We start from the raw sequence: 20,340 nt of genomic DNA, 5'->3' as shown, positions 1-20,340 counted from the left end.
CGGTGGCCAAGGGTACGGGCAAGATGCGGCGCAAGAGCGATCTGCCCACCAAGATCTGCCTGACCTGCGGTCTCGAATTCGCCTGGCGAAAGAAGTGGGAGCGCGACTGGGACGAGGTGAAATACTGCTCGGAACGATGCCGCCGGAACAAGCCGTCCTCAAGTAGCGAAGCGGTAGGACAACACATATGACCACCCGGGTCGATTTCTACCAGCTCAGCCGCGATCCGGTGGACGTCACCGTTGCCAAGCTCGCGCGCAAGGTGTTGCAGGCGGGCGAGCGTCTGTTGGTGGTGAGCGCCGACGAGGCGCAGCGCTCGCATCTATCCAAAGCGCTTTGGGAACAGGGCGGGGCGGCCTTCCTCGCCAATGGAATGGCGGGCGGTGCACACGAGACCCGTCAGCCGATCCTGTTATCCGAAGGCTGCGCTGCGCCCAACGACGCACGCATGGCGTTGATCGCCGATGGCCGGTGGCGCGAGGAGGCGCTCGGTTTCGACCGTGTGCTGTTGCTATTCGATGCAACGCAGCGCGATGCCGCAGCCGAGCTATGGCGACGCTTCGCGAAGGACGAAACAGTCGACAATCGGATCAACAAGCAGGACGAGAACGGCGCCTGGCGCGAAGGAGCCTGACGGAACCACTGCAGGCTTTGTGGGTCGAGTGGTTATGGCCCGCCCTTCATCCGCCGCCCGCCTTGCCGCTCTTGTCGGCGCCTCGCTCGCCATCGCGGCTTGCAGTGCCGGCGGTGCGGATGACAGCGCCGACGCGCCAGACAACGAGATCGAACCGCGCGGAACCTACGATATCGACCGGGCGACGGGCGAAACGCGCGCTCGCTATACCGCCGATGATGGCACGACCACGACCATGCGCTCGGGCGAGAATGTCCCGGTGGCGCTCCCGGCCGGTTTCACTGTCTTTCCCGGCGCGAAGGTGACCAACAACACCCGAGTCGAACAGGCCGATGGCCTCTTGGTTCTGCTTGCACTCGAGAGCGAGGCTGAGCCGGAAACCATGATCGCGCATTACCGCGCGCAGGCGGAGGCTGCCGGGATCGACGTCGCCATGGCGCTGGAAACCGGCGCAACGCAGATGATCGGTGGCGAGGCCCCCGACGGCACCAGCTTCTCCTTTACAGCCACGCGCGAGGACGACCTGACCGAGGCCCAGCTTTCCATTGGGCGCGGTCTCGAATGAATCTTGCCCGCGCGCGCGCGCGGCGCTAGGGGCGCGCGCGAGAAATCTCTCCCCCGCATAACCCACGCAAGGAATTCACCATGGCGGTTACCCGCACCTTTTCGATCATCAAGCCCGATGCCACTCGCCGCAACCTGACCGGTGCGGTCACCAAGATGCTGGAAGACGCCGGTCTGCGCGTCGTCGCGTCGAAGCGCATCCAGATGACCCGCGAGCAGGCCGAAGGCTTCTACGCGGTTCACAAGGAACGCCCCTTCTTCGGCGAATTGGTCGACTTCATGATCTCCGGCCCGGTCGTGGTGCAGGTGCTGGAAGGCGAAGACGCCGTGAAGCGTAACCGCGACGCGATGGGCGCCACCAATCCGGCCGATGCGGATGAGGGCACCATCCGCAAGACCTATGCCGAATCGATCGAAGCCAATTCGGTCCACGGTTCGGACAGCGACGAAAACGCCAAGATCGAAATCGATTTCTTCTTCGACGAAGACGAAATCGTCGGCTAAATTATTGGATCCCCTGCAAGTCCAGGGACGACAATGATTATTTCCAACGGGGGTGATCTGCGCTAGGATCGTCCCCGTTGTGCTGACCAGCCTCCTTCCCGGCCGGCGCCGCAAGCGTGAGAGAATTGCGGCGACACGCGCATTCGTCGATGCGATGAATGCGCGCAACCACGCCGATGCTCGGCCGATGATGGCACGGGATTTCACCTTCGTCGACGCGGGCGGCACGAGCGTGAAGGGGCGCGACGAGGTACTCGCCAGCGACAGCGCCTTTCGTGACGCCAACGCCAATGCGCAGGTGCGCATCCTGACGATCGATGCGCATGACGAATCGGTGCTGGTGCGCGGCTATCTCGAAAGCCGGATGGCCGAACTGGCCGGCGAGACCCTGTGGCGGGTTGAATTCGAGGAGCGGAAGATTTCTTCGATCCACGTTACCCGCGCCGGCTATGCCGTGACCCTGCCGAAATTCGCGGGGCTCGGCCCGGCATAGCGCATGTCTTTGGGCGGCTATCCCAAACCGAAACCGGCAAGCTGTGCGCGATGATGATGGTGCGCGCCCGCGTCGGCTGAGTTCTGTTCGGTGCGCATGGCAGTAAGCGCGTGATCGGTCAGTTCAAGCCCCAGCGCGGCATAGGTGCGGGCGATCTCTGCCTCCCAATTTCGGCCAAGCGCATCGAAATCGACATAGGCGACGGAGCCGGCAAAGTCCGCGAGCGCCGCATCGATCCGCGAATCGCGCATGGCCAGCTTGCGGCGCCACTCGGCCTCGATCCTGGGCAGCTCGGAATGGTCGCTCTGGAAGGCCATCTGGCTCGAAACGAGCGATACCGAACTCGACAGCACATCCGCATGATCCCTGAGCGTCACGACCAGGCGCGCTTCGGGGAATTGCCGGAGCAGGGCGGGCAGGTCTTCGGAAAATTGCGGGCATTTGAGCACGCGGGGCCGGTCGGCATCGCCCATCGTCGCCGCATCGGTGCGCAGGACTCGCGCGAATTCGGCATAGACCGGCGCGGCATCGCGCGCCTCGCTCCAGGCAACGAAACCGGGCACTTGCCACTGGGCCTCGAAGGTCGCGGGAGACAGTGCGCCCGACAGCCAGCCGATCTCCTCGTCGATCCGCGTCGCACCGAACGGATGAAGCGCATCGAGCCAGGGATTGATCCGTCGCGCGATGGCCAGCGCCGCGCCTGCCTTGAGCGGTCGCCAGTCGGGTGCGGCAGGTACGGGATCGTGGCTGTTGCAAAAGCGCGTGCCGGTATGCCGCGGATCGGCGGCTAGCAGGCGGTGCATCCGGGTCGTTCCGGCACGCATCTGGCCGACCACGATGATCGGATGTGCGATATCGGCGTGGGCCAGCGCCGGATCCTCGCGCCAGGCACGCCCCAGCGCATGGCGTTTGCGGATCGCCGAGGTCAGTTGGCCATAGGCCATGGTGTGGCCGAGCGCATTGAGCTGTGCTTCATCGCGCAGGCTGGCGCACAGCCGGTCCAGCCGCGCGCGAAAATCGTCCACCTCGGATTGTGTCCGGATCGAGCGCTCGTCGTCGGGCTCGAACCCGCGGCTGCCCACTTGCCAGAGAAACTCGGGCTCGAGTGGCGGTTTAGGCGTGACGCCGCGATCCCACAGGGCCTGAACCGCGCGATCGGCCCAGGCGGCGGTCTTGGCGCGGGCCAGCGGGTGCGGGCGCGGGGGCACGGCCATCCGCGCTAGAACTCGTCCGCTGCGTCGAGCAGCTTGGTCGCGCTCTTGGGAGCGACCAGCCGCCAGCTGCGCTGCAGCCAGTTTGCAACATCGCCCCAATCGACACCCGGACGATTGAGGATCACGCCGATCCAACCGCTCGCGCCGTAATAGGCGGGCTTCTGATAGGCATGCGGCTGCGCCTCGACGAGGTTTTCGAGCTCGTCCTGGCTCGCGCATTTCACCAGCAGCGAGATGTGCTCGACCCCGTGGTGCCGGTCGGAGAAATAGGCGAAGAACTTGCCCGACTTGGGCGTTCCGACGCGAAACCCCGGCGCGCCGTGGCTGTCGCGCTCGTGGGTCCGTGGCAGCGCCAGCGCATGCTCGCGCACTCGTGCCAGCAGCCACTCGGGATCGCTCCCGCGCGCAACATAGTCCGAGAGCACCCGCGGGTAGAGCTGATGTTCGGCCACGCGGACGCGATTGGCGAGCTTTTCGGGCGTGTCGCCGGGCCAGATCGCGACGTGGGCACACCCCAGCGCCTCGCCCGAATCGAGCTCCTCGGTAACCAGGTGCACCGTCGCGCCGGCGTGTTTGTCGCCCGCCTCGATCGCGCGCGCATGTGTGTCGAGACCGGGATACTTCGGCAGCAGCGAGGGGTGGATATTGAGCATCCTTCCCTCCCAGCGCCGGACGAATTCGGGCGTGAGAATGCGCATGTAGCCGGCCAGCGCGATGTACTGCGCGCCCGCGTCGAGCGCGGCCCGTTCCATCGCTGCATCGTGATCGGCGCGCGCCATGCCCTTGTGCGCGAGGGCAAAGGTCGCAACGCCCTCAGCCTGTGCCAGCGTGAGCGCTTCCGCCTGCGGATCGTTCGCCGCGACCAGCACGATTTCGTAGGCGGCGCCGGGCAGACGGCTGGCATAGAGCAGTGCGGCCATATTGGTGCCCTTGCCGGACACGAACACTGCGACTTTCGCCTTGTCGGGCGCGCGGTCAGGCAAGGTGCCTCGCCGTCCAGTCCTCGCGCGCGGCCCAGGTGCCCGCCGATCCCTGAACGGTGCAGCCCTTGTCGCCCTCGACGATCCGGCCGACCGCCAGCACCGTCTCGCCAGCGTCTTCCAGACGGCTGCGCACGATCTCGGCATTGGCGGGTTCGACCGCCAGCACCATGCCCGCCCCGCAATTGAAGGTTCGCGCCATTTCGCCCGGTTCGATATTGCCCTGCGCCTGCAGGAAGGCCATCAGCCCGGGCTGTTCCCAGCCATCTGCATCGACTTCGGCATGCGCGCCTGCGGGCAGCACGCGCGGGATGTTCTCGAGCAGGCCGCCGCCGGTGATGTGTGCAAGCGCGTCGACCAGCCCGTCGCGCACGACCGGCAGCAGGCTCTTCACGTAAATCCGCGTGGGTTCGATCAGCGCGTCGATCAGCAGGCGGTCGCGGTCGAACAGGGCGGGGCGGTCGAGCTTCCAGAGCTTGTCCTCGGCCAACCGGCGAACCAGCGAATAGCCGTTCGAATGCACCCCCGAACTCGCTAGGCCGAGCAGGACATGGCCGGGCGCGACGCGTTCCCCAGTCAATTGCTCGCCGCGCTCGACCGCGCCGACGCAGAAACCGGCCAGATCGTAATCGCCCTCGGCATACATGCCGGGCATTTCCGCGGTTTCACCGCCGATCAGCGCGCAGCCGGCCTGCTTGCAGCCCTCGGCTATCCCTGCGATCACGCGTTTGGCAACGCCGTTCTCGAGCTTTCCGGTTGCGAAATAATCGAGGAAGAACAGCGGCTCGGCGCCCTGGACGATCAGATCGTTGACGCACATGGCGACGAGGTCGATACCCACCGTATCGTGCTTGTCGCTGTCGATGGCGAGCTTGAGCTTGGTGCCCACGCCGTCATTGCCCGCAACCAGCAGCGGATCCTTGTAGCCCGCCGCCTTGGGGTCGAAAAATCCGCCGAAACCGCCGATCTCGCCATCCGCACCCGGGCGCATCGTCGCTTTCACCAGCGGGCCGATCGCCTTGACCAGCGCATTGCCTGCCTCGATCGAGACGCCTGCCTGTTCGTAGGTATAGGAAGGCGTATTCTGGCGCGGTTCGTCATTCATCCCAACCGCCTTACGCATTCGCGCTTGGATTTCCAGTTGCGTTTCGGCAAAAGGCGCCCTGTTTTCCCCATGAGCCACGCCCTTTCCCTTCGACCTGCCCTGCGCCGTCCCGCCTTGCTGCTGCTGGCGCTCGCCGCGCTGTGCGCGCTGGGAATGGCGGTGTGGGCGCAGGTCGGCGGCGATCGCGGCATTGCTCCGGTTGCCTCGACCAGCGATATCCAGGTCACGGGCATCGAGGTGGACGTGCGCGCGGACACGGGCGCAGAAGCGCGCGAACAGGCGTGGGAGGAAGCGCAGCGCCTCGCTTGGGAACGGCTCGACGGGCCGGAGCTGAGCGATTCGCAGATCGAGGGGCTGGTTTCGGCCATCGTGATCGAGCGTGAACGCCTCGGGCCCAAGCGCTATATCGCCACTCTAGGCGTGGTCTTCGACCGCCAGCGCGCCTCGCGTTATCTCGGCTCGGAAGGTGAAGCCACGCGCTCGGCGCCCATGCTGCTGTTGCCGGTGACCGTCTCCGCAGGCACGCAGATGGTCTATGAGCAGCGCAACCCGTGGCAGCGCGCATGGGCCGAATACCAGGCGGGGCAGAGCCGCATCGATTACGTTCGGCCAACGGGCGCAGGCGGCGATTCGCTGCTGCTGACCTATGGCCAGACCGGCCGCCGCAGCCGCACCTGGTGGCGCAATGCGCTCGATCAGTTCGGTGCAGCCGACGTAATCGTGCCGATCGCCAGCCTGCGCTACACCTATCCCGGCGGTCCGGTCGAGGGCACTTTCACCGCGCGCTACGGACCCGACAACACCTATCTCGACGGTTTCGAAATGACCGCCGCCACGCCCGCGGAACTGCCTGCCATGCTCGAGCGCGCGGTTGTCCGGTTCGACCGGATTTTCGAACTGGCCCTGGCCGATGGCAAGCTGCGGCCCGATCCCACGCTCAATATCGGCACGCCCGAACTCGACCCGGCGCTCCAGCGCTTGCTCGAACTGGGCCGCGCCCTGCGCGCACAGGATCAGGCGGCGGCCGCGGCCGCTTCGGAGCCGACGGCGGAAAGCGGCGATACGATCACGGCGGCACCGGTCCTTGCTCCGCCGCCCGAAGGATCGGTTGCGCTCTATACCGTACAGGTCGCGACGCCCGACGCCGCCGCTTTCGACGGTGCGGTGAGCGCGGTTCGAGGCACGCCCGGTGTCCGCAGCACCGGCATCCGCAGCACCGCTATCGGCGGGACATCGGTAATGACGGTAAGTTACTCGGGGTCGATCGGAGAGCTTGCCGAGGCGCTGCGGGCACGCGGCTTCACCGTGACCCAGGGCAGCAACGCGCTCGCCATCAGCCGCTGAGGCGCGCCCGCGATGACCTCGCAGATCGCCCTCCCGCTGATTCCCGCCGGTTCGAGGCAGCCGACCAGTATCGTGGTGGGATCGGGCAACCGCGCGGTTGCCGAAGCGCTTGCCACCCCGGAGACCTGGCCGTTTCGCACCGCGATCCTTCACGGTCCGGCGCGGTCGGGCAAATCGCTGTTTGCGCGATGGTTTGCAAATAGGCATGCCGGGGGCACGATCGACGGTGTCGAGGCGCTGGAAGAGACCGAAATCTTCCACCGATGGAACCGTGCGCAGGAAGACGGCTTCCCCCTGCTGTTGGTGGTCGACGGCGCCAGCTGGGACATCACCTTGCCCGATTTGCGCAGCCGCATGGGCGCCGCGCTGCAGCTCGAGATCGGCCCGCCCGACGATGCATTGGCGAGCGAGTTGATGCTGTCGCACGCCGCCCAGCGCGGCCTGGCACTGGGCGAAGGCGCACCCGCCTATCTCGTCCCGAGAATGGAGCGCAGCTATGCCGCAATCGAGAAAATCGTCTCCACAATCGACCGGCTCAGTCTTGAACGGCAGGTTCCGGCAACCCTATCTATCTGGCGGGACGCGCTGGAGGCGGTGGAGGGGCCAGACCAGGGCCGCTTGCTTTAATCGCTTCCAAATGGGAGAATAGCGCCAATGTTCGAACGGCTTATCGCCTATCTCGACAGCGTCAAGGCACGCGATCCGGCTCCCCGCAGCCGTTGGGAGGTGCTCACCTACCCCGGCGTCTGGGCGGTTTTCTACCATCGCATTGCGCACTGGCTGTTCGAAGCCGAACTGTTTTTCCTGGCCCGGCTGGTCAATCACTGGAGCCGCTGGCTGACCGCGATCGACATCCACCCCGGCGCGAAGATCGGCAAGAACCTGTTCATCGACCACGGTTTTTCGGTGATCGGCGAAACCGCCGAAATCGGCGACAACGTCACCATTTATCAATGCGTCACGCTGGGCGGAACCAATCCCACCAATGGCAAGCGCGGCAAGCGCCATCCGACGGTGGAGGACAATGTCATCATCGGCTCCGGCGCGCAGATCATCGGCCCCATCACTGTGGGCGAACGCGGCCGGGTTGGTGCCAATGCGGTGGTCATGGACGATGTGCCCGCGGGAGCTACCATGGTGGGCCTCAAGGCGCGCTCGACGCTGGTTCCTGCAGAGGAGTGGATCAAGGAATTCATCCCTTATGGCACGCCGAATTGCGAAGATGCCGAAGGCAACCGCATCGATTGCATCGAGAAGCTCGAGGCCGAATTGAAGTCGCTTCGCGCCGAGGTCGAATCGCTGCGCGCCGAGCGTGAACCGGCGCGGCGTAGCGGGACCGAGGATTGATGAGTTTTCTCGGCGAGACGGTCGTCGCATTCCCGGGTCGCCAGCCGCAGCAGGTCGGCTTCGACCGTGAGGAACTCAACCGTATCCTCGATCTTTACGGGCGAATGGTCGCCGCCGGACAGTGGCGCGACTATGCGATGGACTTTACCCGCGACGTCGCCGTTTTCGCCGCCTTCCGCCGCGCTGCCGAACGCCCGCAGGCGCGGATCGAGAAACGGCCTGCGCTGCGCAACAAGCAGGGCATGTGGACGCTGTTCGGCGAGCACGGCCAGGTCCTGAAGCGCGGGCATGAATTGCCCGGCGTGATCGCCCCGGTCGAGCGGCGCCTGCTCAAGGCGATCGACGAGTAGCGGGAATGCAAAAAGGGCCCGCACCGCCGTGCGAGCCCCCTTACAGCAATCAGGGCCGGGATCAGCCGCGTGCCGACGAAGGGCCGCCTCCGGTCACCTTCTGCATCGCCGTCAGGATCGCGCCCGACTGCTCGCTGCCCGATTGCGGGGCCTTGAGGTTCGAAAATTCGCTGATCTTGTCCCAATTGGCGGCGAAGCCTTCGACCGTGCGGTCCTCATCCTTGAGCCAGACGGCGTCGTTCATGACGGTCCAGGCGCTATGGAAGCCGCCGGCGCCCGCGCCGACGATGGCATTGGTCGGCGCATCCTCGCTGACGAGGAAGAGAGCGGCCGGGACCACGTTGACCGGGTCGAACAGCTTGAAGGCTTCTTCGGGGAACAGGTCTTCGGTCATGCGCGTGCCGGCGACCGGCGAAATCGTGTTGACCTTGATATTGTACTTCGCGCCTTCGAGCTGGAGCGTCTTGGTGAGGCCTGCGAGGCCGAGCTTGGCCGCGCCGTAGTTGGCCTGGCCGAAATTGCCGAACAGGCCGGTCGACGATGCGGTCATGAGGATGCGGCCATAGGCCTGCTCGCGCATGGTTTCCCATGCGGCCTTGCTGACGTTGGCCGACCCGTTCAGGTGCACGTCGACGACGAACTCGAAATCGTCCATCGTCATCTTGGCGAAGGTCTTGTCGCGCAGCACGCCAGCATTGTTGATGACGATATGCACACCGCCCCACTTCTGCTTGGCGTCGGCGACCATCTTTTCCATCTGCTCGAATTCGGTGACCGAGCCGCCGTTCGACATCGCTTCGCCGCCAGCCTTCTCGATTTCCTCGACCACCTGCAGCGCCATGTCCGAATGGCCGGTGCCGTCGCGCGCACCGCCGAGGTCGTTGACTACGACTTTCGCGCCGCGGCGGGCGAGTTCAAGCGCGTATTCGCGGCCCAGACCGCCGCCCGCGCCGGTAACGATGGCTACCTTGTCCTTGAAATCGATGCTCATGGGGGTGCTCCTGCTTTATCGTTTACGTAAGGGTCAATTGGCGCGTGGGGTGGCATGTTCCCTTCGCACTTGCAACAGGCGGTACGGCGCGCCGCCATTCCGTAGCGGCGGGGCGGTGTGCCGAGTCCCCGCGTAGGCGGAGACCTCAGCCCGTCAGCGATTCGCCGCTGCACGAGACCCTAGCCTTCGCGGGGGTCAGAGCCTCGCCAGTGCGGGGATCAGCTCTGCCAGCGAATCGATCTCGGCATCCGCACCCAGTTTCCCGCGCGGCTTGTCGCAATATCCATATCTTGCGCCGATTACCGGGACCTCCGCGGCGCGTGCCGCCCTGACGTCATAGGAACTGTCGCCGACGAAAGCGAGGTTTCCGCCGCCGCCGCGCCTGATCGCTTCGAAGATCGGGTCGGGCGCGGGTTTGGCGCGCCCCTTGCCCATCGTATCGCCGCCGATGATCGCGACGAAGTGCTGCGCAAGGTCCAGCGTATCGAGAATCTGACGGGCGAAACTCTCGAATTTGTTGGTCACCACCGCCATGGCGATCTCGCGCTCGCCAAGCTCGGCCAGCACCTCGCGCGCATGCGGATAGGGCTGTGTGTGGACCGCGTTGTGCTCGGCATAATAGGCGAGCATCCGCTTGTAGAGCTTGCGGAATTCCTCGTCCGGCAATCCACCTTGTTCGTCGACCGCCTGTTTGAGCATGATCTTCGCCCCGCCGCCGATCAGATCGCTGGCGTGATCCGCAGGGACCGGGTCGAATCCCCCCAGGTCCAAGGCGTGATTTACGGCAGCGCCAAGATCGCGGTGCGTTTCGAGCAGGGTGCCATCGAGATCGAAGCCGATTATGGCGAAGGGCAGATCGGTCATATACCCGAAGCGGTGGCGGATGGTTCTTCAAACTGCAAGCGATTGGTGGCAAGGCGCTTTGCCATGAACACGAACCGCGAATTCGCCGCCGTCATCCTTGCCGCGGGCAAGGGCACCCGCATGAAGAGCGACCTGCACAAGGTCCTGCATCCGATCGCCGGTCGGCCGATGCTGGATCATCTGCTGGCTACGGTCGATAGTCTGAAACCGGCGAAAAAGGTCGTCGTGGTCGGCGCCGGTCGCTCGCAGCTCGAAGAGGCGCTCGGTGAACGCGCAGAGACCTGCCTGCAGGAACCGCAACTGGGCACCGGCCATGCGGTGCAGATGGCGGAAGAGGGGCTCGTAGGCCACAGCGGCGACGTACTGGTGCTCTATGGCGACGTTCCCTTCGTGAAGGGCGAGACGATGCAGGCCATGCTCGACCGGCTGCATGCGAACGACAAGCCTAAGGTCGTCGTGCTCGGCTTCGAGCCCGAGGATCCGGGGCATTATGGCCGCGTCATCGCCGATGCCGACGGGCGGATCGCAAAAATGGTCGAATACAAGGACGCCAGCGAGGAAGAGCGCGCCTGCCGCCTGTGCAATTCGGGCGTGATGGCCGCGCGCGGGGCCGACATGTTCGACCTCTTGCGGCGCGTCGGTAACGATAACGCGCAAGGCGAATATTACCTCGTCGACATCGTCAACATCGCCAATGCAGATGGCGATACCTGCGCGGTGATCGCCACTGACACGCCCGAAGAGGTGACCGGCATCAACAGTCGCGCCGAGCTCGCAGCCGCCGAAGCGCAGTGGCAGGAACTTAAACGTGCCGAGGCGATGGCCGGCGGCGTCACGCTCAAGGCACCGGAGACCGTGTTCTTCAGCTGGGACACCGAAGTCGCGAACGACGTCACCGTCGAGCCCCATGTGGTCTTCGGCCCCGGCGTGACGATTGCGCGCGGCGCGGTGATCCGCGCGTTCAGCCATCTCGAGGGGGCGACGGTCGGTGAAGATTGCTCCGTCGGTCCCTATGCCCGCCTGCGTCCCGGTGCAGTCATGGAAAAGGACGCCAAGGTCGGCAATTTCGTGGAGATGAAAAAGGCCACGCTGGGAGAAGGCGCCAAAGCGAGTCACCTGACCTACCTCGGCGATGCCGAGGTGGGCGCAGGTGCCAATATCGGCGCGGGCACGATCACCTGCAATTACGATGGGTATTTCAAGTACAAGACCGTGATCGGCGAGCGCGCCTTCATCGGCTCGAACAGCGCGCTGATCGCCCCGGTGCGGATCGGTGCGGATGCGATCGTCGCGGCCGGCAGCGCGGTCAGCCGCGATGTCGGCGATGGCGATCTGCGCATGGTTCGCGGCGACCAGGTGGTCAAACCGGGCTGGGCCGACCGCTTCCACGATACGATGAAAAAGAAGAAGGCGACGGAGAAGAAGTGAAGCCGCTGCTCGCTCTCGCCTTGCTGCTCGGCGGATGCGCGGGCGAGGGCGGGAGCGGTATGGTTCCTGCCCTCTCCTCGCAGGAAGAAACGGTCGATACTGCGGCACCTACCGTCCAATCGCGAGCCGTTGCCTGCGCGGCCGCCGAGGAAACGATCTTCACTTGCAAGACTGCAAACGGTCGACGCATCTCCGTCTGCGCCGATGAAATCGAGCGGACCTTTTATCGGTTCGGCGGTGACCGGCTCGAACTGGAGATCGAGGGCGGAGAATGGGCGCAGGTCGCTTACTCGGGTGGCGGCGAGGCGCAGATAGCCTTCGCGAATGCAGGAACACGCTACATCGTGTTCAGCCGCATGGTGCGCACCAACTTCGCGCCGGGCGAACCCAACGATCCTGCGATCAGCGACGGGGTGATCGTGCTGGATGGCGCGGAAGTCGTAGGACTTCGGCTCTGTCGCGATCCCGATACCGTGCCAGTCCAGTACGACCTGGCCGAGCGGCATTTCACGCGAGTGGAAGAGCTGTTCACCTATGAGACCGAGCGCGCCGACCGCGATGAATGAGAGCGCGCTGTGCTGGCTGTGCGAGCGCCCGCTGGGCCGCAAAGTGCAGCAGCATCATCCCGTGCCCAAGGCCAAGAAGGGGCGCGAGACCGTAGCCGTCCATCCGATCTGCCACCGGACGATCCATGCCAATTTCACCAATGCCGAGCTGGCGCGCATGGGAGAGGATCGCGCGGCGTTGCTGGAGGACGAGGCGGTTGCGAAATTCATCCGCTGGGTGAAGCACAAGCCTCCGGACTTCCACGCGCCGACGCGCAAGGGGAGATGACCCCGACCTCGGAACGGGCGCCACCCAATCCGCGTTTGCTGTCCATACGAAGGAGCAGCGTTCTCATGAAAATCTGGAAAGGCATCGCGATCGGTGCGGCGATCCTCGCCATCGGCGCGGGTGGCGCATATGCCTATTACCGCGCCGCGGTCGACGAACCGGAATACGCGCTGCTAAGCAAGGATGGCGATTTCGAACTGCGCCGCTACGCCCCGATGATCGTGGCCGAAGTCACGCATACGGGAGAGCGGCGCCCCGCGCTCACCGCCGGGTTCCGCCGCCTTGCCGCCTATATCTTCGCCGAGGATCGTCCGGGAGAGAGCATCGCTATGACCAGCCCGGTCATGCAGGACCAGGACGAGAAAATCGCGATGACCGCACCGGTTTTGCAAGACCAGGGCGCGGAAATAGCCATGACCGCGCCGGTGCTGCAGGATGGCGGCGACGCATCGCGTAGCTGGCGGACCCGCTTCGTCATGCCCGCGCAATACACCATGGAGACGCTGCCGATCCCGCCCGAGGACATTACGCTCACCGAACTGCCTGAGCGGCGTATCGCCGCGGTGCGGTTCTCGGGCAATGGCACGAACGAGGACCTGGCCGAAAACGAGGCGCGGCTGCGGGATTGGATCGGGCAGCAGGGGCTCGAAATTACCGGCCCGGCGGAGTTCGCCTATTACGATGCGCCTTCGGTTCCCTCGCCGCTGCGCCGCAACGAGGTGATGTATCCGGTTGTGACCCGCTGACCGGCAGACGGACATCGTCCAAAGAAAAAGGGCGGCCCGCGAGCCGCCCTTTCACATTTGGAGCCACGCTGAGGGTTATTCGCCCGCGCTGTCGTCGGCCAGGCGTTGAAGCAGGTAGATCATCTGCAGCGCCTGGATCTTGGCGCGCTGTTCGTTGTCGACGCCGCCCGAATGGCCGCCGGTCATGTCCTCGAAGTAGAAATACTCCTGCCCGAGTTCCTTGACCCGCGCCGCGCCCTTGCGGGCATGGGCGGGGTGCGTGCGATCATCGGCGGTCGAGGCCCAGAAAAAGGGCGAGGGGTAATCCTTGCCCTCGAGCAGCTTCTGGTAGGGTGAATAGGGTTCGATCCAGGCGCGTTGTTCGGCAATGCGCGGGTCGCCATATTCGCCGGTCCACGAAGCGCCGCGGCCGATCACGTGATAGCGCAGCATGTCGAACAGCGGGATCTGGACGATCGCGGCATTGAACAGTTCTGGCCGCTGGGTGAAGGCGGTGCCGACAAGCAGGCCGCCCTGGCTGCCACCCTGGATGCCGAGATGCTCGGACGAGGTGATACCGCGCGCGATCGCATCTTCGGCAATGGCCAGAAAATCATCCCAGGTGCGCTGCTTGTTCTCGCGGATCGCGCTCTGGTGCCAGCCGGGGCCGAACTCGCCTCCACCGCGCATGTTGCCGAGGATGTAGGCCCCGCCGCGTTCGAGCCAGATCTTGCCGATCGAACTGAGATAGCTAGGCAGGCGCGGGACCTGGAAGCCGCCGTAACCGGTCAGCAGCGTGGGGTTTGTCCCGTCCATCACCATGCCCTTGGGCTTGACGAGGAAGTAGGGGATCTTGGTCCCGTCGGCGCTGGTCGCCTCGAACTGTTCGACCTCCATACCCTCGGCATCGAAATAGTCCGGCGAGGTCTTGATCACCTCGGGCGCGCCATCGCCATTGGCGTAATAGAGCGTCGAGGGCGTCAGGAAGTCGGTGACCGAGTACATGATCTCGTCCGACCCGTCCGAGGCCGCGGCAACGCCGAGCGTCGAATTGTCGGGCAGGTCGATCTCGCTCGAAACCCATTCCCCGTCGACATGGTCGAATTTGAGCACGCGCCCGCGGACATTGTCGAGCAGGCTGACATAAAGGCTTTCGGCGGTGTTCGAGGCGCCGCGCTTGGTCTGCTTGTCCTGCGGCGCCCAGACCAGCGTCTTGGCCGCGCCATTAGGATCGGCCTTGAACTCTTCGAGATCGACCGAGACGAGCGCATCGGCGGGGAATGTCTGTCCCTGCGTTTCCCAGTCGACATCGGTCGAGAACAGTAGCTGCCCGTCGATCAGCCCGTAGGGCGAGGCCTTCAGCGGCATGTCGAGACGGAGCCACTCGCCGTCCTTCTGCCAATAATATTCGGTCTCGTGGAAGCTGGTGGCGCGGAAGGCGTAATAGCCGTGTGCGGTGCCCGTGTGGTCGCGCAGCAGCGTGGCCGCCGACCATACGTCGGCTTCTTCGCCGCGCCAGATTTCCTGCGCGTCTTCGTTCGGCGTCCCGCGCTTCCAGATACGCGTAGTGCGCGGATACTGGCTCTCGGTGAGCGTGCCTTCGCCGAAATCGCGGCTGACGAGGAGCGTGTCCTGATCGACCCACTGGATCCCGCCCTGGCTTTTTTCGTCGAGCACGAAGCCGTTGTCGACGAAGCTCTTGGTCGCCATGTCGAATTCGCGCAGCACGGTGGCATCCTCGCCCCCGTCGGACAGCGAAATCATGCACAGGCGCTCTGCGGGTGGCAGGCATTCGTAGCCTTTGTAGACCCATTCGCGCCCTTCGGCCTCGGCCAGCGCATCCACGTCGAGCACGGTTTCCCATTCCGGATCGTCGCTGCGATAACTTTCGAGCGTGGTCCGGCGCACGAGGCCGCGCGGATTCTGCTTGTCCTGCCAGAAATTGTAGAGGCCGTCCGGGCGGATCGAGACATAGGGAATCCGGTCCTCGCTGTCGTAGATCGCCAGCGCTTCGGCCTTGACCGCTTCGAAGCGCGGATCGCCCGCGAGCAGGTCCATCGTCCGCTCGTTCTCGGCGCGCACCCAATCGAGCGCGCGATCGCTGCGCGCTTCCTCGAGCCAGATATAGCTGTCGTCCTCGGGGCCGGAAATGCCGTCCTGCGCGGCGGCGGGGGTGTTGGTGGCAAGCGTCATGGCGGCGGCCATGGCCAGCGCGGATGTGAGTTTCAAGCGTGATCTCCTTCGTCTTCGCAACCATATTGACGAAGGCCTAGCCGCCGGACAAGTATTCAGGTGCCTCTGATCGACATAGTAATACGAGCAATTTTCAGTCGTCGGCGCGAGTGGCGTCGCGATGAACCCAGACCGATATCGTACGGGCCTGGATTCCTGCTCGCAGAGCGAGTTCGTATTCGGTGCTCACCGTCTCCGTGACGAGCGCCCTCACGTCCTCGTTCTGGGCAGTGAAGGGAATGTCCGCGGTCACGATGGCCGGAGGGCGCTGGGCCAGTATCCGGCGAACCTCGTCGATCTGCCGGATCCCCAGGGCATCGCGTTCAAGTGCGTTGTTGAGATGATCGGGATAGATGAAGCGCGTGGGCAGGCAGCTGCCGGTCTCGCGATAGAGTGCCGTCGGCCCGTCGAACACCCACAGGCAGCGAGACTTGTCGTCAACCAGCGGGGCGATGGTTTCGGAAAGCTGCGCCATGCCCGTGCGCGAGCGCTGCGTCGCATCGATCCGCGTGCCGTAATAGAGCAGCGAGAAAAACAGTGCGGTTACGACGGCAAGGGGGCCAAGCCGCAGCGGCTCGCGTCGGTCGAGAAAGGGCATGCCGAGCAGGATCGCGGGCGAAACCAGAGCAGCATAATAGTAGGCATAGACCGTCGATGGCAGGAACACCGTGGCGAGGCAGGCCAGCAGCCACGCGGCGTAGAAGGCGTAGCTGCGCTTATCCACGGGTACGCGCAGGCGCAGGGCGGCGTAGGCTCCCAAAGCCACGAGTGCGGCGAGGGGGAGAAGGAACAGCGCATCTGCCGCGACAAGGCGACCCGTCGGGGACGGTAGCCGGTCGAAGAAGCTTTCGAAGTTCGCGAACCAGAAGGCATCCCATTCGCCGATTGCCAGGTAGAACAGTCCCACCAGGGCGGTGGGGAGGATGCCGAGCGCGGCAAATACGGCTCCGAGCTTGGCAATCCGGACTACCGAACCATGTTGCCGGAACTGGCCCCACAACGCCCAGAGCCCGAAGAACGCACATTGGGGAAGGACAGTGTATTTGACCTGCAGCGCCAGGCCGCCGATCAGCATTGCGGCAAGCGCGCGGCCGATTGCTTGGGGATGTTCCGAGTCGCGGACCAGCAGGGCCATGGCGAGCATGGCCGGGACATGGAAGATTTCGGTCTGGCCCGAATGCGGGCCGTAGATCGCCATCAGAATTACATAGAGCACGGCCGCGCCCATCGCGGTCGCCCGGTCAACCAGCGTCAGTGCCAACTGACGCGTCAGCATGGCGCCGAGCACTGCAAAGCCCGTCGCAAAGAGCTGGTAGGCGAGCGGAGAGGGCCCGCCGATCGCATGCGCAAACGCATAGAGCAGGAACAGGCCGAACGGCTTGCGATCCCACAGGTCGACAAAGGGAAGCTTGCCGTCGAGCATGGCATTGCCGATCAGCGAATAGAGCTGTTCGTCGATGTCGGCATTGGCGTCGCCGAGATAGGGCAGGCGCACGACGAGCGCGCAGGCTGTCAGCAGCACCACCACGCTCAGCGCGTCGCCACGCGAGCGGAAACGGCCGCTACTTTCGGCGATCAAGATAGGTTCCATCTTCATGGCGCGCAAACACCCCACATCATGGGGTGATCTGTGACCGATCATGGTAAATTTTGGCTTAAGCAGGACCGGCTCGCGCCTAGTAGAAACAAAAAAGGGCGACCCGTGGCGCCGCCCTTCGCGTTTCCGGATTGTTCCGTGAAGGCCGTTAGCCCTCGACGTGCTCCGCAAGGACCGTGAGGCCCTTGTCGCCGACTTCGGCGAAGCCGCCCCGGACCTCGATGGTTTCGGGGGCAGCGCCTTCGGTCTTGTAGACCTGGACTTCGCCGTCGCGGATCGTCGACATGAAGGGCGCGTGGCCCTCGAGCACGCCGAATTCGCCTTCCGCCCCGGGAACGACGACCATGTGGACGTCTTCGGAGCGGACCAGCTTGGCCGGCGTGACGAGTTCGAAGTGCAGGGCCATGCTCAGTCTTCTTCCGCCAGCTTCTTGGCCTTCTCGACCGCCTGGTCGATGCCGCCGACCATGTAGAAGGCGGCTTCCGGCAGGTGGTCGTATTCGCCGTCGACGACGGCCTTGAACGATTTGATCGTGTCTTCGAGCTGGACGAACACGCCCGGGATGTTGGTGAACACCTCTGCCACGTGGAAGGGCTGCGAGAGGAAGCGCTGGATCTTGCGGGCGCGGGCCACGGTCAGCTTATCTTCTTCCGACAGTTCGTCCATGCCGAGAATGGCGATGATGTCCTGCAGGCTCTTGTACTTCTGCAGCGTTTCCTGGACCTTACGAGCGGTCTCGTAGTGCTCCTGGCCAACCACGCGCGGTTCGAGAACGCGGCTGGTCGAGTCCAGCGGATCGACGGCCGGGTAGATACCCAGCTCCGAGATCGCGCGGCTCAGCGTGGTCGTCGCGTCAAGGTGGGCGAACGAGGTTGCAGGCGCCGGGTCGGTAAGGTCGTCGGCGGGAACGTAGATCGCCTGGACCGAGGTGATCGAACCCTTGGTGGTCGAGGTGATGCGTTCCTGCAGGTTACCCATGTCGGTCGACAGGGTCGGCTGGTAGCCCACTGCCGAAGGAATACGGCCAAGGAGTGCCGACACTTCCGAACCGGCTTGCGTGAAGCGGAAGATGTTGTCGACGAAGAACAGGACGTCCTGGCCTTCCTGGTCGCGGAAGTACTCCGCCATGGTCAGGCCCGACAGGGCAACGCGGGCACGCGCGCCCGGAGGCTCGTTCATCTGGCCGAAGACGAGAGCCACCTTCGAGCCCTCGGAAATGGCATTGCCGTCCTCGTCCTTCGCGATGACGCCCGCGTCGAGGAATTCGTGGTAGAGATCGTTACCTTCGCGGGTACGCTCACCCACACCGGCGAAGACGGACACGCCGCCGTGGCCCTTGGCGATGTTGTTGATGAGCTCCTGGATCAGCACGGTCTTGCCCACGCCGGCGCCGCCGAACAGGCCGATCTTGCCGCCCTTGGCATATGGCGCGAGCAGGTCGATGACCTTGATGCCGGTGACGAGGATGGCCGCTTCGGTCGACTGGTCGACGAACAGCGGGGCTTCGGCGTGGATCGGGGAGGTGCCTTCCGCCCCGATCGGGCCGCGTTCGTCGATCGGCTCGCCGACGACGTTCATGATGCGGCCGAGCGTTTTCGGACCGACGGGGACCGAGATCTGCGCACCGGTGTTGACGACTTCCTGGCCGCGGACGAGGCCGTCGGTGCCGTCCATCGCGATGGTACGCACGGTGTTTTCGCCGAGGTGCTGCGCGACCTCGAGAACCAGCGTGTTGTCGCCGTTCTTGGTCTCGAGCGCGGTCAGGATGGCGGGCAGTTCACCTTCGAACTGCACGTCGACGACGGCGCCGATGACCTGGCTGATGGTGCCGTTGGGCGATTGATTGAGTACGGGTGCGGTGGCCATGATCTATGTCCTGACTTGGGGTTTATCGCGCCTTAGCCGACGCAAACGTTTTCCGGATCGGCAAAGGTCCATTCGCCTTCGCCTGCAGTGAGGGTCGCTTCGTTGCGCAGATATTCATCGTCGCCGAGGCCGAATTCGCAGATGACGTCGGGCGAACCGAGGCCGGCACGCTTGCAAACGGCAGTGTTGACCGCATCTTCCTCGGGGCAGGCTTCCGCATACATCTCGGTCACCAGCGCCTGATCGGGCGCGGGCAGCGTTTCGATGGGCTCGGGCGTCGCGGCCTGTTCGGGCGCGACCTGCGCAGCGGGTTCTTCACCGCAGGCGGCGAGCAGGGCGAGGGGGAGGAGGAGGGCGAGGTTCTTCACGTCATATTCCTTAGAGGGCTTCGGCACCGGCGATGATTTCGATCAGCTCGGTGGTAATCGCGGCCTGGCGGCTGCGGTTGTACTGGATTGTCAGCTTGTTGATGAGATCGCCTGCATTGCGCGTGGCGTTGTCCATCGCGGTCATCGAGGCACCCTGTTCGGAAGCCTCGCGTTCGAGAAGGGAAGCGAACAGCTGCGTCTTGACGTAGCGCGGCAGGAGTTCCTCGAGGATTTCTTCTTCGCCCGGCTCGTATTCGACCACGGCATCGCCGCCGCTACTTTCGCTTGACGGCGCGGGGACGGGGATCAGCTGGTCGACGGTCGGGTCCTGCGCCAGCGCCGATTTGAAAATCGGATAGACGAGATGCGCGACATCGAACTCGCCCTTCTCGAACCGCTCGATCAAATCGTCGGCAATCGCCTCGGCTTCCTCGAAACCGGGGTTGCGCACGTCGGAGGTGTCGAAGTGCTTTTCGATCCGGTCGGCATAGTCGCGCTTGATCGGCGCGCGGCCTTTCTTGCCAACGAGATAGAACGTCACGTCCTTGCCCTCGGCGATCAGCGCCTTGGCCTTGGCCTTGGCGGCCTTGACGATGTTGGCGTTGAGACCACCGCACAGGCCCTTGTCGGTGTTGACCACAACCAGCAGGTGGCGCTTGTCCGATCCGGTGCCCGCGAGCAGCTTGGGCGCGCTGTCGCCGCTGACCTTGCCGGCAAGCGAAGCCATCACGCCCGACAGCCGCTCGGCATAGGGGCGCGCGGCTTCGGCCGCGGCCTGCGCACGGCGCAGCTTGGCCGCTGCGACCATCTGCTTGGCCTTGGTGATCTTCTGGGTCGACTTGACCGAGTTGATCCGGCCCTTGAGTTCCTTGAGGCTAGCCATTTCGGCTCCCTATCTTC

Annotated in this window: 24 protein-coding genes; 13 read left to right on the top strand and 11 right to left on the bottom strand. The window is 64.7% G+C overall.

Annotated elements, in window-relative coordinates; all coding sequences use genetic code 11:
- Positions 1 to 23 precede the first annotated feature (23 nt).
- From ACQY4G_RS00590 to ACQY4G_RS00570, 5 genes are all read left to right on the top strand, one after another.
- A complete protein-coding gene (locus ACQY4G_RS00590; protein ID WP_421993530.1) occupies positions 24 to 191 on the top strand; it encodes a DUF2256 domain-containing protein in 168 nt (55 codons plus the stop codon).
- The gene (locus ACQY4G_RS00585) at positions 188 to 634 is read left to right on the top strand and encodes a DNA polymerase III subunit chi (RefSeq protein ID WP_421992282.1); all 447 of its coding nucleotides are present in this window, start codon (positions 188 to 190) and stop codon (positions 632 to 634) included. The genes ACQY4G_RS00590 and ACQY4G_RS00585 overlap by 4 nt, the downstream gene beginning before the upstream one ends.
- A gap of 34 nt (positions 635 to 668) precedes the next feature.
- Entirely contained in the window at positions 669 to 1,199 is a 531-nt protein-coding gene (locus tag ACQY4G_RS00580; RefSeq protein ID WP_421992280.1) for a hypothetical protein, read from the top strand.
- Between the two features lie 80 nt (positions 1,200 to 1,279).
- The gene (gene ndk, locus ACQY4G_RS00575; protein WP_421992278.1) at positions 1,280 to 1,702 is read left to right on the top strand and encodes a nucleoside-diphosphate kinase; all 423 of its coding nucleotides are present in this window, start codon (positions 1,280 to 1,282) and stop codon (positions 1,700 to 1,702) included.
- Positions 1,703 to 1,781: 79 nt separating this feature from the next.
- Positions 1,782 to 2,195: a nuclear transport factor 2 family protein gene (locus tag ACQY4G_RS00570; protein ID WP_421992276.1), complete on the top strand. Its 414-nt coding sequence runs from the start codon at positions 1,782 to 1,784 to the stop codon at positions 2,193 to 2,195.
- 17 nt (positions 2,196 to 2,212) lie between these two features.
- On the opposite strand, the gene ACQY4G_RS00565 is transcribed toward ACQY4G_RS00570, so the two are convergent.
- The 3 genes from ACQY4G_RS00565 to purM are packed head-to-tail and all read right to left on the bottom strand — an operon-like array spanning position 2,213 to position 5,494.
- Positions 2,213 to 3,409, bottom strand: a complete 1,197-nt coding sequence (locus ACQY4G_RS00565) for a sulfotransferase (protein WP_421992274.1) — start codon at positions 3,407 to 3,409, stop codon at positions 2,213 to 2,215.
- Between the two features lie 5 nt (positions 3,410 to 3,414).
- Complete coding sequence (gene purN / locus ACQY4G_RS00560) at positions 3,415 to 4,329, bottom strand: phosphoribosylglycinamide formyltransferase (RefSeq protein WP_421993528.1); 915 nt, start codon at positions 4,327 to 4,329, stop codon at positions 3,415 to 3,417.
- Between the two features lie 55 nt (positions 4,330 to 4,384).
- Positions 4,385 to 5,494, bottom strand: a complete 1,110-nt coding sequence (purM, locus tag ACQY4G_RS00555; RefSeq protein WP_421992272.1) for a phosphoribosylformylglycinamidine cyclo-ligase — start codon at positions 5,492 to 5,494, stop codon at positions 4,385 to 4,387.
- A gap of 69 nt (positions 5,495 to 5,563) precedes the next feature.
- Between purM and ACQY4G_RS00550 the strand changes: the two genes are divergently transcribed.
- From ACQY4G_RS00550 to ACQY4G_RS00535, 4 genes are read left to right on the top strand one after another with little or no spacing between them, the layout of a single operon-like run.
- On the top strand, positions 5,564 to 6,838 hold the full coding sequence (locus ACQY4G_RS00550; protein ID WP_421992270.1) for a heavy-metal-associated domain-containing protein: 1,275 nt from the start codon (positions 5,564 to 5,566) through the stop codon (positions 6,836 to 6,838).
- 12 nt (positions 6,839 to 6,850) lie between these two features.
- A complete protein-coding gene (locus tag ACQY4G_RS00545; RefSeq protein WP_067694585.1) occupies positions 6,851 to 7,465 on the top strand; it encodes an HdaA/DnaA family protein in 615 nt (204 codons plus the stop codon).
- A gap of 27 nt (positions 7,466 to 7,492) precedes the next feature.
- Positions 7,493 to 8,185 (top strand): serine O-acetyltransferase EpsC, encoded by a 693-nt coding sequence (gene epsC / locus ACQY4G_RS00540; RefSeq protein ID WP_291169551.1) that lies wholly within the window; start codon positions 7,493 to 7,495, stop codon positions 8,183 to 8,185.
- Positions 8,185 to 8,535, top strand: coding sequence for a DUF2794 domain-containing protein (locus tag ACQY4G_RS00535; RefSeq protein WP_291180612.1), 351 nt, complete (start codon positions 8,185 to 8,187; stop codon positions 8,533 to 8,535). The genes epsC and ACQY4G_RS00535 overlap by 1 nt, the downstream gene beginning before the upstream one ends.
- A 61-nt stretch (positions 8,536 to 8,596) precedes the next feature.
- Here ACQY4G_RS00535 and ACQY4G_RS00530 read toward each other — a convergent pair whose 3' ends face one another.
- Positions 8,597 to 9,526 carry an SDR family NAD(P)-dependent oxidoreductase gene (locus ACQY4G_RS00530; RefSeq protein WP_421992268.1) on the bottom strand — a complete coding sequence of 310 codons (930 nt, stop codon included), beginning with the start codon at positions 9,524 to 9,526 and terminating at the stop codon, positions 8,597 to 8,599.
- 195 nt (positions 9,527 to 9,721) lie between these two features.
- Entirely contained in the window at positions 9,722 to 10,390 is a 669-nt protein-coding gene (locus ACQY4G_RS00525; RefSeq protein ID WP_421992266.1) for an HAD-IA family hydrolase, read from the bottom strand.
- Between the two features lie 63 nt (positions 10,391 to 10,453).
- Here ACQY4G_RS00525 and glmU point away from each other — a divergent pair, with 63 nt between their 5' ends.
- The 4 genes from glmU to ACQY4G_RS00505 all read left to right on the top strand — a co-directional run bounded on the left by glmU (position 10,454) and on the right by ACQY4G_RS00505 (position 13,398).
- A complete protein-coding gene (glmU, locus tag ACQY4G_RS00520) occupies positions 10,454 to 11,818 on the top strand; it encodes a bifunctional UDP-N-acetylglucosamine diphosphorylase/glucosamine-1-phosphate N-acetyltransferase GlmU (RefSeq protein ID WP_421992264.1) in 1,365 nt (454 codons plus the stop codon).
- Positions 11,815 to 12,384 carry a hypothetical protein gene (locus tag ACQY4G_RS00515; protein ID WP_421992262.1) on the top strand — a complete coding sequence of 190 codons (570 nt, stop codon included), beginning with the start codon at positions 11,815 to 11,817 and terminating at the stop codon, positions 12,382 to 12,384. Before glmU ends, ACQY4G_RS00515 begins: the two co-directional genes overlap by 4 nt.
- Positions 12,353 to 12,652, top strand: a complete 300-nt coding sequence (locus ACQY4G_RS00510) for an HNH endonuclease (protein WP_421992260.1) — start codon at positions 12,353 to 12,355, stop codon at positions 12,650 to 12,652. The genes ACQY4G_RS00515 and ACQY4G_RS00510 overlap by 32 nt, the downstream gene beginning before the upstream one ends.
- Positions 12,653 to 12,717: 65 nt before the next feature.
- Positions 12,718 to 13,398 carry an SOUL family heme-binding protein gene (locus tag ACQY4G_RS00505; protein WP_421992258.1) on the top strand — a complete coding sequence of 227 codons (681 nt, stop codon included), beginning with the start codon at positions 12,718 to 12,720 and terminating at the stop codon, positions 13,396 to 13,398.
- A 75-nt stretch (positions 13,399 to 13,473) separates the two neighbouring features.
- Here the strand turns inward: ACQY4G_RS00505 and ACQY4G_RS00500 are convergent, their stop codons facing one another.
- From ACQY4G_RS00500 to ACQY4G_RS00475, 6 genes are all read right to left on the bottom strand, one after another.
- Positions 13,474 to 15,606 carry a prolyl oligopeptidase family serine peptidase gene (locus tag ACQY4G_RS00500; protein WP_421992256.1) on the bottom strand — a complete coding sequence of 711 codons (2,133 nt, stop codon included), beginning with the start codon at positions 15,604 to 15,606 and terminating at the stop codon, positions 13,474 to 13,476.
- Between the two features lie 97 nt (positions 15,607 to 15,703).
- Positions 15,704 to 17,206 (bottom strand): ArnT family glycosyltransferase, encoded by a 1,503-nt coding sequence (locus ACQY4G_RS00495; protein WP_421992254.1) that lies wholly within the window; start codon positions 17,204 to 17,206, stop codon positions 15,704 to 15,706.
- Between the two features lie 148 nt (positions 17,207 to 17,354).
- Positions 17,355 to 17,612 carry an ATP synthase F1 subunit epsilon gene (locus ACQY4G_RS00490; protein ID WP_067694614.1) on the bottom strand — a complete coding sequence of 86 codons (258 nt, stop codon included), beginning with the start codon at positions 17,610 to 17,612 and terminating at the stop codon, positions 17,355 to 17,357.
- A gap of 2 nt (positions 17,613 to 17,614) precedes the next feature.
- Complete coding sequence (atpD, locus tag ACQY4G_RS00485; RefSeq protein WP_067694617.1) at positions 17,615 to 19,072, bottom strand: F0F1 ATP synthase subunit beta; 1,458 nt, start codon at positions 19,070 to 19,072, stop codon at positions 17,615 to 17,617.
- A gap of 32 nt (positions 19,073 to 19,104) precedes the next feature.
- Entirely contained in the window at positions 19,105 to 19,440 is a 336-nt protein-coding gene (locus tag ACQY4G_RS00480) for a hypothetical protein (protein ID WP_421992252.1), read from the bottom strand.
- A gap of 10 nt (positions 19,441 to 19,450) precedes the next feature.
- Positions 19,451 to 20,323, bottom strand: a complete 873-nt coding sequence (locus ACQY4G_RS00475) for a F0F1 ATP synthase subunit gamma (RefSeq protein WP_421992250.1) — start codon at positions 20,321 to 20,323, stop codon at positions 19,451 to 19,453.
- Between the last annotated feature and the right edge of the window lie 17 nt (positions 20,324 to 20,340).

Source organism: Qipengyuania sp. (assembly GCF_965277845.1).
In the GTDB taxonomy this organism is placed as follows: Bacteria; Pseudomonadota; Alphaproteobacteria; order Sphingomonadales; family Sphingomonadaceae; genus Qipengyuania.
The sequence above is the reverse complement of the archived record's forward strand: the minus strand, read 5'-3'. Positions and strand labels throughout refer to the sequence as shown.

Bases quoted from the DNA above. Each gene is read 5' to 3' on its own strand.
- ACQY4G_RS00590 (WP_421993530.1), top strand. From the start codon at position 24: ATGCGGCGCAAGAGCGATCTGCCCACCAAGATCTGCCTGACCTGCGGT.
- ACQY4G_RS00585 (WP_421992282.1), top strand. From the start codon at position 188: ATGACCACCCGGGTCGATTTCTACCAGCTCAGCCGCGATCCGGTGGAC.
- ACQY4G_RS00580 (WP_421992280.1), top strand. From the start codon at position 669: ATGGCCCGCCCTTCATCCGCCGCCCGCCTTGCCGCTCTTGTCGGCGCC.
- ndk (WP_421992278.1), top strand. From the start codon at position 1,280: ATGGCGGTTACCCGCACCTTTTCGATCATCAAGCCCGATGCCACTCGC.
- ACQY4G_RS00565 (WP_421992274.1), bottom strand. From the start codon at position 3,409: ATGGCCGTGCCCCCGCGCCCGCACCCGCTGGCCCGCGCCAAGACCGCC.
- purN (WP_421993528.1), bottom strand. From the start codon at position 4,329: ATGGCCGCACTGCTCTATGCCAGCCGTCTGCCCGGCGCCGCCTACGAA.
- purM (WP_421992272.1), bottom strand. From the start codon at position 5,494: ATGAATGACGAACCGCGCCAGAATACGCCTTCCTATACCTACGAACAG.
- ACQY4G_RS00550 (WP_421992270.1), top strand. From the start codon at position 5,564: ATGAGCCACGCCCTTTCCCTTCGACCTGCCCTGCGCCGTCCCGCCTTG.
- ACQY4G_RS00545 (WP_067694585.1), top strand. From the start codon at position 6,851: ATGACCTCGCAGATCGCCCTCCCGCTGATTCCCGCCGGTTCGAGGCAG.
- epsC (WP_291169551.1), top strand. From the start codon at position 7,493: ATGTTCGAACGGCTTATCGCCTATCTCGACAGCGTCAAGGCACGCGAT.
- ACQY4G_RS00535 (WP_291180612.1), top strand. From the start codon at position 8,185: ATGAGTTTTCTCGGCGAGACGGTCGTCGCATTCCCGGGTCGCCAGCCG.
- ACQY4G_RS00530 (WP_421992268.1), bottom strand. From the start codon at position 9,526: ATGAGCATCGATTTCAAGGACAAGGTAGCCATCGTTACCGGCGCGGGC.
- ACQY4G_RS00525 (WP_421992266.1), bottom strand. From the start codon at position 10,390: ATGACCGATCTGCCCTTCGCCATAATCGGCTTCGATCTCGATGGCACC.
- glmU (WP_421992264.1), top strand. From the start codon at position 10,454: ATGAACACGAACCGCGAATTCGCCGCCGTCATCCTTGCCGCGGGCAAG.
- ACQY4G_RS00510 (WP_421992260.1), top strand. From the start codon at position 12,353: ATGAGACCGAGCGCGCCGACCGCGATGAATGAGAGCGCGCTGTGCTGG.
- ACQY4G_RS00505 (WP_421992258.1), top strand. From the start codon at position 12,718: ATGAAAATCTGGAAAGGCATCGCGATCGGTGCGGCGATCCTCGCCATC.
- ACQY4G_RS00495 (WP_421992254.1), bottom strand. From the start codon at position 17,206: ATGAAGATGGAACCTATCTTGATCGCCGAAAGTAGCGGCCGTTTCCGC.
- ACQY4G_RS00490 (WP_067694614.1), bottom strand. From the start codon at position 17,612: ATGGCCCTGCACTTCGAACTCGTCACGCCGGCCAAGCTGGTCCGCTCC.
- atpD (WP_067694617.1), bottom strand. From the start codon at position 19,072: ATGGCCACCGCACCCGTACTCAATCAATCGCCCAACGGCACCATCAGC.
- ACQY4G_RS00475 (WP_421992250.1), bottom strand. From the start codon at position 20,323: ATGGCTAGCCTCAAGGAACTCAAGGGCCGGATCAACTCGGTCAAGTCG.